Source organism: Marinobacterium rhizophilum DSM 18822 (assembly GCF_000378045.1).
Classification (GTDB): Bacteria; Pseudomonadota; Gammaproteobacteria; order Pseudomonadales; family Balneatricaceae; genus Marinobacterium_A; species Marinobacterium_A rhizophilum.
Genome location: NZ_KB899102.1, coordinates 105,989 through 121,068, shown reverse-complemented (window position 1 = coordinate 121,068; position 15,080 = coordinate 105,989). Strand labels below are relative to the sequence as shown.

17 protein-coding genes are annotated in these 15,080 nt (G+C 59.1%); 3 read left to right on the top strand and 14 right to left on the bottom strand.

Annotated elements, in window-relative coordinates; all coding sequences use genetic code 11:
• Positions 1 to 21: 21 nt before the first annotated feature.
• Complete coding sequence (locus F451_RS0115545) at positions 22 to 453, bottom strand: globin (protein ID WP_020682314.1); 432 nt, start codon at positions 451 to 453, stop codon at positions 22 to 24.
• Positions 454 to 625: 172 nt separating this feature from the next.
• Here F451_RS0115545 and F451_RS0115540 point away from each other — a divergent pair, with 172 nt between their 5' ends.
• Positions 626 to 2,818, top strand: coding sequence for an FAD-dependent oxidoreductase (locus F451_RS0115540; RefSeq protein WP_020682313.1), 2,193 nt, complete (start codon positions 626 to 628; stop codon positions 2,816 to 2,818).
• 71 nt (positions 2,819 to 2,889) lie between these two features.
• On the opposite strand, the gene ureG is transcribed toward F451_RS0115540, so the two are convergent.
• From ureG to ureA, 7 genes are all read right to left on the bottom strand, one after another.
• A complete protein-coding gene (gene ureG, locus F451_RS0115535) occupies positions 2,890 to 3,510 on the bottom strand; it encodes an urease accessory protein UreG (RefSeq protein WP_020682312.1) in 621 nt (206 codons plus the stop codon).
• A 39-nt stretch (positions 3,511 to 3,549) separates the two neighbouring features.
• Positions 3,550 to 4,215, bottom strand: a complete 666-nt coding sequence (locus F451_RS0115530) for an urease accessory protein UreF (protein WP_020682311.1) — start codon at positions 4,213 to 4,215, stop codon at positions 3,550 to 3,552.
• Positions 4,216 to 4,224: 9 nt separating this feature from the next.
• On the bottom strand, positions 4,225 to 4,776 hold the full coding sequence (locus tag F451_RS0115525) for a HupE/UreJ family protein (protein WP_020682310.1): 552 nt from the start codon (positions 4,774 to 4,776) through the stop codon (positions 4,225 to 4,227).
• A 56-nt stretch (positions 4,777 to 4,832) separates the two neighbouring features.
• The gene (ureE, locus tag F451_RS0115520; RefSeq protein WP_020682309.1) at positions 4,833 to 5,345 is read right to left on the bottom strand and encodes an urease accessory protein UreE; all 513 of its coding nucleotides are present in this window, start codon (positions 5,343 to 5,345) and stop codon (positions 4,833 to 4,835) included.
• An 89-nt stretch (positions 5,346 to 5,434) separates the two neighbouring features.
• Positions 5,435 to 7,138, bottom strand: coding sequence for an urease subunit alpha (gene ureC / locus F451_RS0115515; RefSeq protein WP_020682308.1), 1,704 nt, complete (start codon positions 7,136 to 7,138; stop codon positions 5,435 to 5,437).
• Between the two features lie 88 nt (positions 7,139 to 7,226).
• Positions 7,227 to 7,532 carry an urease subunit beta gene (locus F451_RS0115510; RefSeq protein ID WP_020682307.1) on the bottom strand — a complete coding sequence of 102 codons (306 nt, stop codon included), beginning with the start codon at positions 7,530 to 7,532 and terminating at the stop codon, positions 7,227 to 7,229.
• Positions 7,533 to 7,595: 63 nt separating this feature from the next.
• Positions 7,596 to 7,898, bottom strand: a complete 303-nt coding sequence (ureA, locus tag F451_RS0115505) for an urease subunit gamma (RefSeq protein WP_020682306.1) — start codon at positions 7,896 to 7,898, stop codon at positions 7,596 to 7,598.
• A 364-nt stretch (positions 7,899 to 8,262) separates the two neighbouring features.
• Here ureA and trhA point away from each other — a divergent pair, with 364 nt between their 5' ends.
• Complete coding sequence (gene trhA / locus F451_RS0115500; protein WP_020682305.1) at positions 8,263 to 8,919, top strand: PAQR family membrane homeostasis protein TrhA; 657 nt, start codon at positions 8,263 to 8,265, stop codon at positions 8,917 to 8,919.
• Positions 8,920 to 8,952: 33 nt separating this feature from the next.
• Here trhA and F451_RS0115495 read toward each other — a convergent pair whose 3' ends face one another.
• The 5 genes from F451_RS0115495 to F451_RS0115475 form a co-directional block, all read right to left on the bottom strand.
• Positions 8,953 to 9,681 carry an amino acid ABC transporter ATP-binding protein gene (locus F451_RS0115495; RefSeq protein WP_020682304.1) on the bottom strand — a complete coding sequence of 243 codons (729 nt, stop codon included), beginning with the start codon at positions 9,679 to 9,681 and terminating at the stop codon, positions 8,953 to 8,955.
• Positions 9,668 to 10,318, bottom strand: a complete 651-nt coding sequence (locus F451_RS0115490; protein WP_020682303.1) for an amino acid ABC transporter permease — start codon at positions 10,316 to 10,318, stop codon at positions 9,668 to 9,670. Before F451_RS0115490 ends, F451_RS0115495 begins: the two co-directional genes overlap by 14 nt.
• Positions 10,318 to 10,989: an amino acid ABC transporter permease gene (locus tag F451_RS0115485; RefSeq protein WP_020682302.1), complete on the bottom strand. Its 672-nt coding sequence runs from the start codon at positions 10,987 to 10,989 to the stop codon at positions 10,318 to 10,320. Before F451_RS0115485 ends, F451_RS0115490 begins: the two co-directional genes overlap by 1 nt.
• A gap of 9 nt (positions 10,990 to 10,998) precedes the next feature.
• Positions 10,999 to 11,781 (bottom strand): transporter substrate-binding domain-containing protein, encoded by a 783-nt coding sequence (locus F451_RS0115480; RefSeq protein ID WP_040879974.1) that lies wholly within the window; start codon positions 11,779 to 11,781, stop codon positions 10,999 to 11,001.
• Positions 11,782 to 12,086: 305 nt separating this feature from the next.
• Positions 12,087 to 12,938 carry a MurR/RpiR family transcriptional regulator gene (locus F451_RS0115475; RefSeq protein ID WP_020682300.1) on the bottom strand — a complete coding sequence of 284 codons (852 nt, stop codon included), beginning with the start codon at positions 12,936 to 12,938 and terminating at the stop codon, positions 12,087 to 12,089.
• A gap of 331 nt (positions 12,939 to 13,269) precedes the next feature.
• Here F451_RS0115475 and F451_RS0115470 point away from each other — a divergent pair, with 331 nt between their 5' ends.
• Complete coding sequence (locus tag F451_RS0115470) at positions 13,270 to 14,154, top strand: hypothetical protein (RefSeq protein ID WP_026291804.1); 885 nt, start codon at positions 13,270 to 13,272, stop codon at positions 14,152 to 14,154.
• Positions 14,155 to 14,216: 62 nt separating this feature from the next.
• Here F451_RS0115470 and F451_RS0115465 read toward each other — a convergent pair whose 3' ends face one another.
• Positions 14,217 to 15,053, bottom strand: a complete 837-nt coding sequence (locus tag F451_RS0115465) for an urease accessory protein UreD (protein WP_020682299.1) — start codon at positions 15,051 to 15,053, stop codon at positions 14,217 to 14,219.
• Positions 15,054 to 15,080: the final 27 nt, after the last annotated feature.

The window sequence follows — 15,080 nt, the reverse complement described above, 5'->3', positions numbered from 1 at the left end:
GCCATGGGCACCGGTGCCTCGTCAGGACCCGACGATGGCGTCGCGCTCATAATGAAACTTCATGTAGACGATGCCGGGCGCCATGATCAGGCGCCAGGCAAGCTCGGTGGCTTCGTCACAGTGGACGTCAAAACGCCACAGGGTCGCAATCAGTGTTTCAAGCCAAAGGTCGTAGAGGTGCGGCCGAATATTGTAATGACGGTGATTATGGCTGATTGCCACCCGGTGAAGGTAATAATCGGCATCGTTGGATGCATAAAAGCTCAGCAGGTGATAGAAGGACTTCCTGAGCATCGTCCGCTGACGCTCCATATCCGTGTCGCGAAACTTTTCCGCCACCTCGGGCGAGGCCGCGATAAAGGCATCGTAAAAGGCCTCGAAAAATGCCTTGCCGTCCCGCTGGCGGGCCAGTACGCGCTCCAGGCTGTGATCAAACAGTTGCTCGGTATTCATCAGTATTCGCCCAATGCATTGCCTTCAGTATAGGCCGTGCACACCGGCGTAAACTTGCCCTGCATCAAGAGAATGCCAGCACTGCCCTACTCTGCATTCACCCTGAGTTCAGTTTATTCTGCACAATGAAGCACCATACGCAGCGGATTGTTGCACGAGGACGGCACGCACCATGAAAAACACCAAACTCATCCTGATCATGGTTATTGCAGTGCTGATCGCGCTGTTCTTTGCCTTCGACCTGCAACACTACCTGAGCCTGACTGAACTCAAGGCCCGCCAGGGGCAGTTTAACGACTATTACCAGCACAATCCGCTGCAAACACTGGGACTGTTCTTCATGTTCTACGTGCTGGTCACGGCGCTGTCGCTGCCCGGTGCCGCCATCATGACCCTGGCTGCCGGTGCGCTCTTTGGCCTGGTGACGGCTGTGGTACTGGTGTCTTTCGCCAGCAGCATTGGCGCCACCCTGGCATTTCTGGTGTCACGCTATCTGTTTCAGGATGCCGTGCAGAATCGCTTTGGCAACCAGCTCGGTGCCTTCAATCGCGGCGTGGAACGCGATGGTGCCTTCTACCTCTTTACCCTGCGCCTGGTACCGCTGTTTCCGTTTTTCATGATCAACCTGCTGATGGGACTGACCCCCATCAAGGCCCGTACCTTTTACTGGGTCAGCCAGGCTGGCATGCTTGCCGGCACGCTGGTCTACGTCAATGCCGGTACGCAGCTGGGACAGCTGGAAAGCCTGTCGGGCATCCTGTCACCCGCCATCCTGATTTCCTTCGCGCTGCTGGGTATTTTCCCGCTGCTGACACGCAAGATCCTCGACAGCATCAAACAGCAGCGCGCCCTGAGCCATTTTCCCAAACCCGCACAATATGACTACAACCTGATTGCCATTGGCGCCGGTGCCGGCGGTTTGGTCAGCACCTACATTGGCGCCGCCGTGAAGGCGCGAGTGGCACTGATTGAAAAACATCGCATGGGCGGTGACTGCCTGAATACCGGCTGCGTGCCGAGCAAGGCGCTGATCCGTTCTGCGCAGCGGGTGCAGGACATGCGCAACGCCGATGCAGTGGGGATTCCCGGCGTCACACCCGAGGTGGATTTCGCACGTGTGCTCGAATCCGTGCAGGATATTATTCGCAAGGTTGAACCGCATGACTCTGTCGAGCGATACACCAATCTGGGTGTGGAGTGCATCAGCGGAGCGGCCCGGGTGATCTCGCCGTACGAAGTGGAAGTGAACGGCCAGCGCCTGACCACCCGCAACATTGTCATCGCCACCGGCGCCAAGCCTCAAATACCGGATATCCCGGGGCTCGACCAGATCGCTTACTACACCTCGGATACCATCTGGACGCTGCGCACGCATCCAGGTCGCCTGCTCGTGCTGGGCGGCGGCCCTATCGGCTGCGAGCTGGGTCAGGCCTTTGCCCGCCTCGGTGCCAGTGTCACCCAGGTACTGCGAGGCGAACGGCTGATGCCGCGCGAGGATTCAGATGCCGCCGCGTTGATTCAGCAGCGTTTTGAAACGGAGGGTATCCAGGTACTGACAGGCCATGCCATGCGCCGTTTTGAAACCCGCAACGGCACGCACCGGCTGATATGCGAACATGACGGTCAGGAAACAGATATCGAGTTCGATACGCTGCTGCTGGCACTGGGTCGCACACCGAATACCAGCGGCCTGGGGCTGGAAGAGGTTGGCGTACAACTCGACACGCGCGGCGCCCTGCAGGTGGATGATTATCTGCGCAGCAACATACCCACTATTTTTGGCGTGGGTGACGTCACCGGCGGCTATCAGTTTACCCACACCGCCGCCCACCAGGCCTGGTATGCAGCGGTGAACGCACTCTTCGGCCGCCTGCACCATTTTAGAGTCGACAACCGCGTGATTCCCTGGTGTACCTTCACGTCCCCGGAAGTCGCCCGCGTCGGTCTTAACGAACAGGAGGCAAAACGCCAGCAGGTGCCATTTGAAGTCACCCGCTTCCAAATGAAGGAGCTGGATCGCGCCATCACCGAACGCGAGGAAGCAGGCTTTGTAAAAGTACTGACCGTGCCCGGCAAGGATCGCATTCTGGGCGTCACCATTGTGGGTGCCCATGCCGGCGAATTGCTGGCGGAATATGTTCAGGCCATGAAGCAGGGGCTGGGTTTGAACAAGATTCTGGGCACCATACACATCTACCCGACCCTGAGCGAAGCCAACAAATACGCCGCCGGAGAATGGAAACGCGCCCACACCCCGCACAGGTTGCTGCAGTGGGTGGGCCGCTACCATCGCTGGATGCGCGGCACTAAAGCCACGCCCCGCCCGCAGACCCGCTCAGCCGACGTGGAAGCAGAAAAAAGGTAACCATTCGAAAGCAAAATAAAAAAGTCGAGCCAGGGCATGCCCGGGCTCGACTTTTTTGCATGGGCCCGACCTCAGGCTGCGTCGAGCATGCCCTGCTTAACAATAAAGGCGATGATCTCTTCCAGCCCGGTACCGAGCTTGAGGTTGGTGAACACATAGGGCTTGCCGGGGCGCATGCGCTTGGTGTCCTGATCCATTACGTTCAGATCCGCCCCTACATAGGGCGCCAGGTCGATCTTGTTGATAATCAGCAGATCGGAACGGGTGATGCCGGGACCGCCCTTGCGCGGAATTTTCTCCCCTTCGGCCACATCGATAACGTAGATGGTCAGGTCCGCCAGCTCAGGGCTGAAAGTGGCGCTGAGGTTGTCACCACCGCTTTCGACAAAGACCACATCCAGCGACTTGTGCCGACGCGCCAGTTCTTCCACCGCCGCCAGGTTCATGGAGGCGTCTTCACGAATCGCGGTATGCGGACAGCCACCGGTTTCGACACCGATAATGCGATCGGCCGCCAGCGCTTCTGCCCGCGTCAGTATCTTGGCATCTTCCTGGGTGTAGATATCATTGGTCACGACGGCGATGTTGTAGTCGTCCCGCATCGCCTTGCACAGCACTTCCAGCAGTGCCGTCTTGCCGGAACCCACCGGGCCGCCAACACCGATACGCAGCGGAGATTTGTAATCGCTCATTGTTCGTCCTCGAAAAACTAAAAAACGGGTTACTTTCCGTCAGGAGCGGAATAACCGTGTGTACTGGGTCTCATGCCGGCTGCTGGCAATCGCCAGGGCCGGGGTGGAGCTGCCGATATGATCATCATCAATCTCCAGCGCGCGATCCAGCGCTGCAGGCACCGCCTCGGACAGGCGCAACAGCAACTGCTGTCCCGCCGTCTGGCCGAGCGGCACCAGCTTGACCCCGGCCATCACGCCGGCTTCAAGCCAGCTCCAGCAGAAGCCCAGCAATGCGTCCCGCGGCGGGATGTCCCAGCATGCTGATGCCAGGGCGAAGCCGGCCAGCTGGGTACTGCGCACACTGTCCTCCAGCGCTGGCGGAATGTCGACGCCCAGGTTCGGCAGCAGGGTCGCCAGCGCTGCGCCGCGCTGGCGCTCCTCCTGGCGCAGTTCGCGGGTTTCCCGACAGCACAGCAGCCACTGGCAGTATTCATCCACCCGGGATGCATCCTGTTGCTGGAATGCCAGGTATAGCCGATTCAGCAACGGCAACTCCAGCGTCACCAGGCTGTGTCGCAGCACGCTTTCAAGCCAGTCGCCCAGGCTATCGGCCGAGCTGACCCAGCCCCGTTCGATGGCCCATTCAAGCCCCTGCGAATAGGTAAAAGCGCCCACCGGCAATGATGGGCTTGTGAGCTGATAGAGGCGCAGATCCGGCAGCATCAACCGACCTCAGGCAAAAAGAGCCAGGGCAACGGCCGCCAGACCACCGCAGGCACCCAGTGACTTGGGCGCTATCAGGCGACCCAGCCCAAACCCCGCACCCAGTAGCGCGCAGGCACTGAGCAGCATGCCCGGCAGGAATGCCGCCATCTGGGCCGGCGCTACTTCAAGCCCATGTGCCCAGCCATGAAACAGGACCAGTACGACCGAGGCCACCAGCGCCAGGGCTTTGCCGCGCCCGAACCACAGGCCTGCTGCCACCACGAACAGCGACAAGCCGATCATGAGTTCAATGCCGCCGGCCCAGCCGGTTGCCAGCCCCATCAGCGCGCCGCCAAACAGCGCAACCAGTGCTGCACCATACATGCCCGCACGGGCGCGAAGCGCCTGGCCGGCCCCCAGTGCGCCGACGCCCAGCAGCATCGCCAGGTGATCCAGTCCCGTAAGCGGATGCAGCATGCCGGCGGCGAAACCCGCCATGTCATGTCCGGTGTGGGCCAGAGCCAGGGGGGATGTCAGCGCGGCCAGCGCTGCGGCAGCAGCCTTGTGTGAGGTTTTCATGGGTACAACTCCTTGATAGCAATACAATTCAGTGAACAGGTGCGTTAAGAGCCCCGCTACGAATGACTGTGTTCCGAATGACTGTGCGCGGCATGGCCGCCATCCTCATGGCCATGACCATGGCTGTGTGAGTGGCTGTGGGAGCCTCCCTGATAGGCACCGGCTTCGGGCTCAAAGGGTGCCTGTTCGAACAGCACGTCCAGCCCAAGCCCGCGCACCATGTCATCCAGCACATGATCGTGCAGGTAGCGTACCCAGCCGGCTTCCACCTGCAGCGGTACATGACGGTTGCCCAGGTGATAGCACACCCGCGCCAGTGCCAGGGCATCGTTGCTGCGCACCGTGGACACAGGCTCCGGCGCCGCGACGATACGGACCACCACCAGGCCGTCATCGGATTGCAGCAGATCGCCGTTGCGCAGTGTCAGGCCCCGCGGCAGGAAAAGCCCCACTTCGCGGCCATCTTCAAGCTCGGCGCGCAACCGACTCTTGATGCGCTTGTCGATGGGCAGACGCAGCTCTGCAGTGTGAGGCTGCGGCGCGTTCAGCACTTTGGTCAGATGAATCATGAATATCCCTTGTGTCTCGTTCGACGCCAGCGCTCTTGCCGGGCGCGGGCGTCATCGCAGGTCAAATAAAACCCGGCGCAGGTTCGCGATCAGAACAGAAAATAGCGCTGCGCCATTGGCAGTACCGCGGCGGGCTCACACACCAGCAGCCGCCCATCGGCACGCACCTGATAGGTTTGCGAATCCACCTCGATCACAGGCTGATAACTGTTATGCACCATGTCGTTCTTGGTCACGCTGCGACAATGACGCACTTCGCCGACCAGACTTTTCAGGCCCACCTGCGCGGCAACATCGGCGGCTATCGCGGCCTGAGACATAAACAGCATCGAGGTGGCGTGACAGGCGCCGCCGTAGGCACCGAACATGGGCCTGTAATGTACCGGTTGCGGTGTCGGAATTGACGCATTGGGGTCCCCCATGGGCGCCGCGGCGATCAGGCCGCCCTTGAGAATGACACTGGGTTTGGTGCCAAAAAATGCCGGGCGCCAGAGCACCAGGTCCGCCAGCTTGCCCACTTCGATGGAACCCACCTCATGGGCAATACCGTGGGCCAGCGCCGGGTTAATGGTGTACTTGGCGACATAGCGCTTGAGGCGGGCATTGTCATGACCGGCCGGATCACCGGCCAGACTGCCGAACTGCACCTTCATTTTGTGGGCTGTTTGCCAGGTGCGGGTGATGACCTCCCCCACTCGCCCCATGGCCTGGGAGTCGGACGAAATCATCGAGAAGGCGCCCAGGTCGTGCAGCAGATCCTCGGCCGCAATGGTCTCGCGACGAATGCGCGACTCGGCAAAGGCCACATCCTCGGCGATACTGGGATCCAGATGATGGCAGACCATCAGCATGTCCAGGTGTTCATCCACTGTATTGACGGTGTAGGGCCGGGTCGGGTTGGTCGATGATGGCAGCACATTGGCATAGCCCGCGGCCTTGATAATGTCCGGCGCATGACCGCCACCGGCGCCCTCGGTGTGGTAGGTATGGATGGTGCGCCCGCCGATCGCCTTGAGGGTTTCCTCCACAAAGCCGGATTCGTTCAGGGTGTCGGTGTGAATCGCCACCTGCACATCCATTTCCTCGGCCACACTCAGCGCGCAGTTGATCGAGGCAGGCGTCGTGCCCCAGTCCTCGTGCAGCTTGAGACCGATTGCGCCGGCTGCCACCTGCTCGCGCAGCGCCTCGGGCTGGCTGGCATTGCCCTTGCCCAGAAAGCCGATGTTCATGGGCAGCGAATCCGCGGCCTGCAGCATGCGGTGCATGTTCCAGGGCCCCGGCGTACAGGTGGTGGCGTTGGTCCCGGTCGCAGGCCCGGTACCGCCGCCCAGCATGGTGGTAATGCCGGAGGTCAGCGCCTCTTCGATCTGCTGCGGACAGATAAAGTGAATGTGGGAATCGATGCCACCGGCGGTGAGAATCTGCCCCTCACCGGCAAGCACCTCGGTCCCCGGTCCAATCAGAATATCGACGCCGGGCTGTACATCGGAGTTACCCGCCTTGCCGATGGCGGCGATACGGCCAGCCTTGATACCGACATCCGCCTTGACGATACCCCAGTGATCCAGGATCAGTGCATTGGTGATAACCAGATCCATGGTCATGTGGCTGGGGAATTGCCCCTGCCCCATGCCATCACGAATCACCTTGCCGCCACCGAACTTCACTTCGTCGCCGTAAACGGTGAAATCCTTCTCGACCTCGAGCCAGAGTTCGGTATCCGCCAGGCGAAGCCGATCTCCGGTGGTAGGGCCAAACATTTCCGCGTAGGCCTGTCTTGAAATTTTAGCCATCAGCAAAGCCCCCTTGAAGCGCTGGACCCGAGGGGTAAAACCACCGCTGCAAGGCTTGTCGGGTGTGATATTTTCATCATGTTCACTGTCACAGATCCCCCATTACCTTGCCCTGGAAACCATACACCTTGCGGTCCCCTGCGTAGCTCACAAGCTCCACGGTACGGCTCTGTCCCGGCTCGAAACGCACGGCGGTGCCGGCGGCGATATTAAGGCGAAAACCCCGCGTCTGATCGCGATCAAACTGCAGCGCATCGTTGACTTCGAAAAAGTGGTAGTGGGAACCTATCTGGATGGGGCGATCGCCCGTATTGGCCACCTTGAGCGTGACGACCGGACGACCGACATTCAATTCGATATCGCCCGGCATGACTTTCATTTCGCCTGGAATCATGAAACCTCCTTCGCAGATCGCTGACCATCGACCCGCATTGCCAATTAGGTATTAAGAACCCGGCTAAACGATAGGATCGTGCACCGTGACCAGCTTGGTGCCGTCGGGAAACGTCGCCTCGACCTGCACGTCGTGAATCATCTCTGCCACACCATCCATGACATCATCAACTCCAAGCAGCGTGCGCCCGAAATCCATTAATTCAGCCACGGTACGGCCATCACGGGCCCCCTCCAGAATGGCTGCACTGATAAAGGCCACCGCTTCCGGATAGTTCAGTTTGAGCCCCCGCGCCTTGCGGCGCTCCGCCAGCAGGCCGGCGGTAAACAGCAGCAGTTTGTCTTTTTCCCGTGGTGTTAATTCCATGCAGGAACCCCATCAACGTAGGTGAAAAATGGGCGGCCCGGCGCCAGAAGCCCGCGACCGCGTTGCACCGAAAATATCTGTGACAATATTGTATGCAATACCCAGACCAATCCGAGCCAACTGTCAAAATGCACTCTAAGCTAACGTCCGAGGTAGTTTTCTCTGCCATCCGCATGGCTGACGGCACCACCTTCGCACCAACACGGAGCAAAATTAAGCAACATGCACCAAATCAGATCCGATGGCGCACCAATTTATTCAGGCATATTGAAAGCCGTACTGAACTAGACTAGTAACTGACACGTGACTTGGCACACACAGCACACAGCAAAAGCTGAGTAACTCAAATCGGGGGAGCATACACATGCAAAATCCGCCCTGCATTCCCGGCCGACAGCAATCGCGGGGGGAAGAACTGGCCAACAGCCTGAGCCATAGCCTGGGCCTGGTGGCAGCCGTGATCGCCGGCCCCGTACTGATTGCCCAGGCCCTTGATCAGGCCAATACCGGGTATGTTATTGGCGCAAGCCTGTTTGCCCTCAGCATGGTGCTGCTCTATCTGTCATCCAGCGTCTACCACGCGCTACCGCACGGAAAAGCCAAACGCCTGTTTCGCATTGTCGAGCATTCCGCAATCTATGTGCTCATTGCCGGCACCTACTCGCCATTTATGCTTGGCGTGTTGAATGGCTTCTGGGGCTGGATACTGCTAGGCGTAATCTGGACGCTGGCGTTAGCCGGCGTAATCCTGAAGGTCACCCAGCGACTCTCCCATCCGATATTCTCCACCGGGCTCTATCTGCTCATGGGGTGGCTCATTGTCTTGGTGATCCAGCCACTGAGCGAAGCCCTGTCAGGCTCGGGCCTCGCCTGGCTGGTCGGTGGCGGTGTGGCCTATACGGTTGGCGTGCTGTTTTTTGTGCTCGATTCCAGCCTGCTGTACGGGCACTTCATCTGGCATCTGTGTGTCATCGCGGGCACCACCTGTCACTACTTCGCCGTACTCTGGCATGCCTTCTGAGTCAGCACGCCAAAACGCCCCAAACGCGCTTGCTTACAGTACCGCACTCATGAAACTTTGCAGCTCCGGCGTCTGCGGATTTGCCAGCACGTCTTTTGCCGACCCCGTTTCCCAGACCTTGCCCTGATGCATAAAGACCACGCGATCCCCCACATCCCGGGCAAAATTCATTTCATGGGTCACCAGGATCAGCGTCATGCCTTCGGCCGCCAACTGCTCCAGCACCTTAAGCACCTCGCCCACGAGCTCCGGATCCAGCGCCGAAGTAATCTCGTCGCACAGCAGTACCTTGGGCTTCATGGCCAGTGAACGGGCTATGGCCACCCGCTGCTGCTGCCCACCGGACAGCTGCTCCGGAAAACTGTCGAACTTGTCCGCCAGCCCGACCTTGGCCAGCACTTCCCGTGCCGTCGCCTCGTTCTCATCGGCCTTCGCCTTGAGCACCAGCTTGGGGGCCAGCATGACGTTCTGACCAACGGTCAGGTGGGGAAAGAGATTGAAACTCTGGAACACCATGCCGACACTGCGGCTCAGCTTGCGCACCTGCCGGTCATCGCTGGTCACTTCGAGCCCGTCGACGACGATTCCACCCTGCTGGTACTCCTCCAGGCCATTGATGCAGCGCAGCAGCGTGCTTTTGCCGGAGCCACTGCGACCAATGATGGAGACCACCTCGCCGCCGGCAATCTTGAGATCCACGCCCTTGAGCACATGATTTTCGCCATAGTATTTGTGAATAGCATCGATATTAACGAGAGACATGCAGCTTTTTCTCCAGGTTCTGGCTGGCCTTTGACAGCGGATAACACAGCAGGAAGTACATCAGGGCCACGAGCCCGAACACCTTGAACGGCTCGAAGGTTGCGTTGTTCAGCATGGTGCCGGCCTTGGTAAGCTCGACAAAACCGATGATCGAGGCCAGCGCCGTACCCTTGACGATCTGCACCGAAAAGCCGACGGTGGGTGCAATCGCCACGCGCAATGCCTGGGGCAGGATCACGTAGCGCATCAGTTCGAGATAACCGAGCCCCAGGCAGCGGCCGGCTTCCCACTGCCCTCGCGGAATAGACTCGATGCAACCACGCCAGATTTCACACAGAAAGGCGCTGCTGAACAGCGTCAGCGCCAGCGCCGCCGCAGTCCAGGCGGACACTTCAATCCCCAGCATGGACAATCCGAAAAATGCCAGGAACAGCTGCATCAGCAGCGGGGTTCCCTGAAACAGCTCAACGTACAGTCGAGTAAACCAGATCAGCGGGGTGCGCCGACTTACACGCAGGAACGTCAGCAGCAAGCCGACAATGGCGCCCCCGACAAAAGCGATCAGCGAGAGTGCGATGGTCCAGCGTGCCGCCAGCAACAGGTTGCGGACAATATCCCAATCAGTCAGTAACGCCATCAGTTCCTCCTCAGCCGCGGAAAGGCGTAATAGCCGGCCAGCCGGAACAGCTGTCGCATGCCGATAGCCAGCAGCAGATACATCAATGCAGTCACCAGATAGACCTCGAAACTGCGAAAGTTACGGGACTGAATAAAGTTGGCGGCAAAAGTCAGTTCTTCGACAGAAATCTGTGAAACAACGGCCGACCCCAGCATCACGATAATGCACTGGCTGGACAGCGCCGGGTAAATACGCTCGAGTGCCTGCGGTATGACCACTCGAAAGAAGGTTTGAAACTTGCTCAGACCCAGTGTGCGCGCGGCTTCCAGCTGTCCCGACGGGGTCGCCTGAATACCGGCACGAATAATCTCGGTGCTGTAGGCTCCCAGGTTGATAATCAGTGCCAGCAGACCCGCCTCGATCGCCGAGAGCTTGAAACCCAGCGCAGGCAAGCCAAAAAAGACAAAGAACAGCTGCACAATAAAGGGCGTGTTGCGGAACAGTTCGACATACATGCCGGCCACTGCTCGCGGCAACGCCTGCCGGCTGCTCCGTGCCGCTGCTCCCAGGATGCCCAACAGGCACCCCAGCAGCGTCGTGACAAGCATCAACCAGATCGTCGTCCAAAACCCGTGCAGCAATTCATTCGTATAGGGCAGCAGTTCGGCGAATTGCAGTTGATAATCCATGATTCAACCTCAGCCTTTCAGGTTGTCCGGCAACGGCGCCTTGAGCCATTTCATGGACAGTTCCTCCAGAGTTCCATCGGCGATACCGGCATCGACCAGCGAATTCACCTTCTCCAGCAGAGCAACGTCACCCTTGTGCACACCGATATAGCAGGGCGAGTTCTTGAGCAGGAATTTGGTCACCGGCTGACGCGAAGGATTGCGTTCTGCGATGATGGCCACCACCAGGTTGCCGGTAGCGATCAGATCCACCTGACCTGACAGGTAAGCCGACAGGGTGGTGTTGTTGTCCTCGAAGCGCTTGATATCAGTGTCACCGGTGACCAGCTTGCTCAGCTCCATGTCCTCGACCGAGCCACGGGTCACCCCGACCACCTTGTCGACGAGCTGTTCCGGCGCGCTGACTGCAACCTCTTCGGCCCCGAAAACCCCCAGGAAAAAGGGTGCATAGGCACGGGAGAAATCAATGGCTTTCTCCCGCTCCGGGTTCTTGCCCAGGCTCGAAATCACCAGGTCAACCTTGCGGGTCTGCAGATAGGGAATGCGGTTGGCACTGGTCACCGGTACCAGTTCCAGCTTCACACCCATGCCTTTGGCCAGGTAGGCCGCCATGTCAATGTCATAGCCCTGGGGCTGCAGGTCCGCCCCCACCGAACCAAAAGGAGGGAAATCCTGCGGCACCGCGACACGCAGCACACCACGCTGCTCGACATCATCCAGCTGGCTTGCCATCACGTTAAGGGTTGTCATGCTCAACATCAGCCCCGCCATCACAGCTGCACATTGCTTCATCAGTTTTTTCACTAATCTGTACCTCATTGTTGAACGGCCAATATGAATCGTTACTTTTGTTTCATCTAAGCCAGTTATTGCAACCAATAGACCAGAAAATAAAAAAACATTTATAAACAGATAGATAGGATATTAATTCGACGCTATTTCGGGAATATAAGCTGACAACAAGGTACTGAATTGGTGCATAGCACACTGCGGAGCACCAGTAGAGCGCCGTTCAACGGACCCGCTGAAACGGATGAAACGTGCGAATACCCAGCGCCAAGGCGGTCCCGCAAATGCCGGACCCTGGTTGAAACGGCTCAGACAAATGAATCAGGCAGATCCATAGAAAGCTCATCAAGCTGTTCATAGCACTGATTGATCTGTGCAATACGGGCGCGGCCGACGGCCAGCTGCTGGTGCAGCAGCAAATTAACGATAAGGTTCACCAGGCTCATTGCGCCGCTGTAACAATCGAAAGCCGACAAGCTGTCCAGCGAACATTCCAGCCACCATTTGGTCTGGGCGGACAACGTACGCGCCGAGCCGTCGGCCAGCAGCACGACGGGAACCTTGCGCTGCTGCAAGGTTTGCAGGATAGCCGGAAAGGCATGCGGACGACGCCGAAAGCCGCACAGCACAACCAGGTCCCCGCTACCGAGATCGCTCAGCTCCTCTCCCAGTGTCTGGCCCGGCTGCGGCGCAACCCGCACCTGTTCTCGCACCTGGCACAGCTGCTGACGCAGGTGAAGTGCCACCGGATAGCTATTGCGAAAACCGACCACCAGCACTTGCCGCGCTGCACCCAGCGCCTCGACGATTTCGGTCAGCTGGACAGGGTCGAGCTGGCTGTAAAGGCGCTGCAAGTTGCCTAGTTCCCGCTCCAGGTGGCGCTCGAACAAGCTACCCCCCGCACGGCTCGGTTCGGCAATTGGCACACCTTGCTGGCGTAACTGGCGGAACATCTGCCGGCCTTCGCGAAACGAGTTGAACCCCAGGCGCTTGAACAGCCGGCTCACCGTGGCCTTGGAAACACCGCAGAGCCTGGCAAGTTCCGCGCTGTTGAACAGCGGCAGGTCTTCCGGGTGATCCATAATGAAGTCTGCCAGCCTGCGTTCCTGCGGTGGCATTCGTGCATACTCGCTACGCAAGCGCTGATCGATCTGATTCACATCACTCTCCCTGAAACTCAATAAAGCACCGCTTCACAACCCATTGTTTGCCGGATAGAAAATGACGCTATGTGCAGCAAGAACCGGACCAGCACCCCAAACCCACCCCACACCGATATGCCAGAAAATCCGCTGTTTCTACTTTTCAGCATAGATTCAGTTGTTCACTGTCTTAATAGGTATAACCCGCTAATGGTGCGAGATGTACCTGCAGCATTCACAGCGCCCTTGCGGGAGCGGGTTTTGAATAATGGATCAAGGCTCAGAAAAGTACCCGGTTTCCCGGGAGACGGAGGTTGCTCTACATAACTGATAACACCGGAGGTGGCCCATGTCAGCCCGAATATTGAAGATACTGACGCTGTTAGCAGCCACGGTGCTGAGTGCCTGTACCTACCATACCGACGGCACGGTCAGGCATTACGACTCTGGCTATAGCCACGGCTATAACGACAGCTTCTACGATGACTTTTATTTCTATCCAAGCGTGGGTATCTATTTCAATATCCACTCCGGCCACTATTACTACCAGCATAATCACCGCTGGGTCCGCACCCGCACACTGCCACGGCATTACCGGCTGCATCACGATCACCGCGTGCGCGTGAAAGCGCATCGCGACAAGCCTTACCGGGATTACCAGCAACACCACCAGCGTTACCGTTCTGACAGCAATCGCTGGCGTCAGCGCGATGACCGGGACGGCGATCATCGCCGCTATGACCGCTATGACCGTAACCAATATGATCGCGGCTCATCGCTGCAACGCCCCAGAAGCCAGCAGCGCAACGTTCAGGACGACGGGCGCCAGCAGGAACGCCGGCGGGACAGGCACATCCGTCGAGACCGCCCGGCCAACGATGATCACAGGGCGGCGGACTTGAGGCGGCGTCTGAAACAGTCCGATAGCGTTGATAATCGCAAAGAGCGGCACCGGGATGCCCGAAGACGCGACGAAATTAACGCTGAGCGGCGGAGCCGGCGGCATGATTACAGGGATGCCCGGGATGCACGTCACACCGATGATAGGGCAGATAGACGGGACCGAGCGCGGGGCGAAAGCCGCCATACACAACGCGAAGACAGGCGACCGGCCGCCATACTTGAACGACAAGCCCAGAGGCTGGAGGCCGGGCGGGTTCAACGACGGGCCGAGCACCCGGCTGACAGCGATGAAGCCCGCCGCCTGCTGCGCCAGGACAGGCGCGAGAACTGACAGCACGGCCGGTCTCTGACGCATGGGGACTTATGCACCAATTGCGTAAGTCCTCACCCGACTCAGGTCGACCAGATGCGTGGCGGGCAGGGTTCAAGCCCAAGCAATGCCTGGCGCAACATTTCCCACACCGGAACCAGCACCGCCTGAATGTCTTCGGTGTTCTGCCCCAGCATTCGCACGGCCAGTACAGAATCAAGCAAAGTCGCGCCGATGGCGCTGTCTGCAAAGCGCTCATCAATCAGCGACTGCACCTGTTGCAACATCGCCTCATTCGCCGGCAGCGCGTACAGGCTTGCCGCCATGGCATGGCCGCGCATGCCGGCCGCGGCGCCAAACTGATCCTGCCCCTCGACCTGCAACTGATCGATCAGTATTCGCCGGCCATCCAGATGTATCTCACAGCGACTGTCGACGGCGCCGAATCCAAAGGCTTCATTATTTGCCGGCCGGCCCAGACACTGCAGCTCCCAGCCGATAAAGCGCCCGCCCGCGGCGACGTCAATACGACTGCGCAGCCGGCTTGAGGCGCCGGGAAAGAAGATGTTCTCCTGCGGCAGCCACTCCAGAATGCCACCGTTTTCCACCCTAAAGTGCTGGGTCTGGTGGGCGGTGAGCCCCGCACAGCGATAAAACTTGGTGGCACCGGGCGTGGTGATCAGCGCATGGGCGCCATCTGCAACCCGCACATCGATCTCCAGCTCATCCCCACCCACCACACCGCCAGGAGGGTGCAGCAGATAGCTATGACAGATACCTGCCTGGGGATAAAATGGCCGCTGCACGGCCAAAGGCCCGCGCATGCTGCGATGCACCAGGCGGGTTTTATCGCCCCGAGCCTCATAACCGAGCTCTAGCCGTGCCTGCCAGCCCCGCTCTGCCTGTACAGCCGTCTGCATATTCAATCAAAACTCCCTGTCACCGGG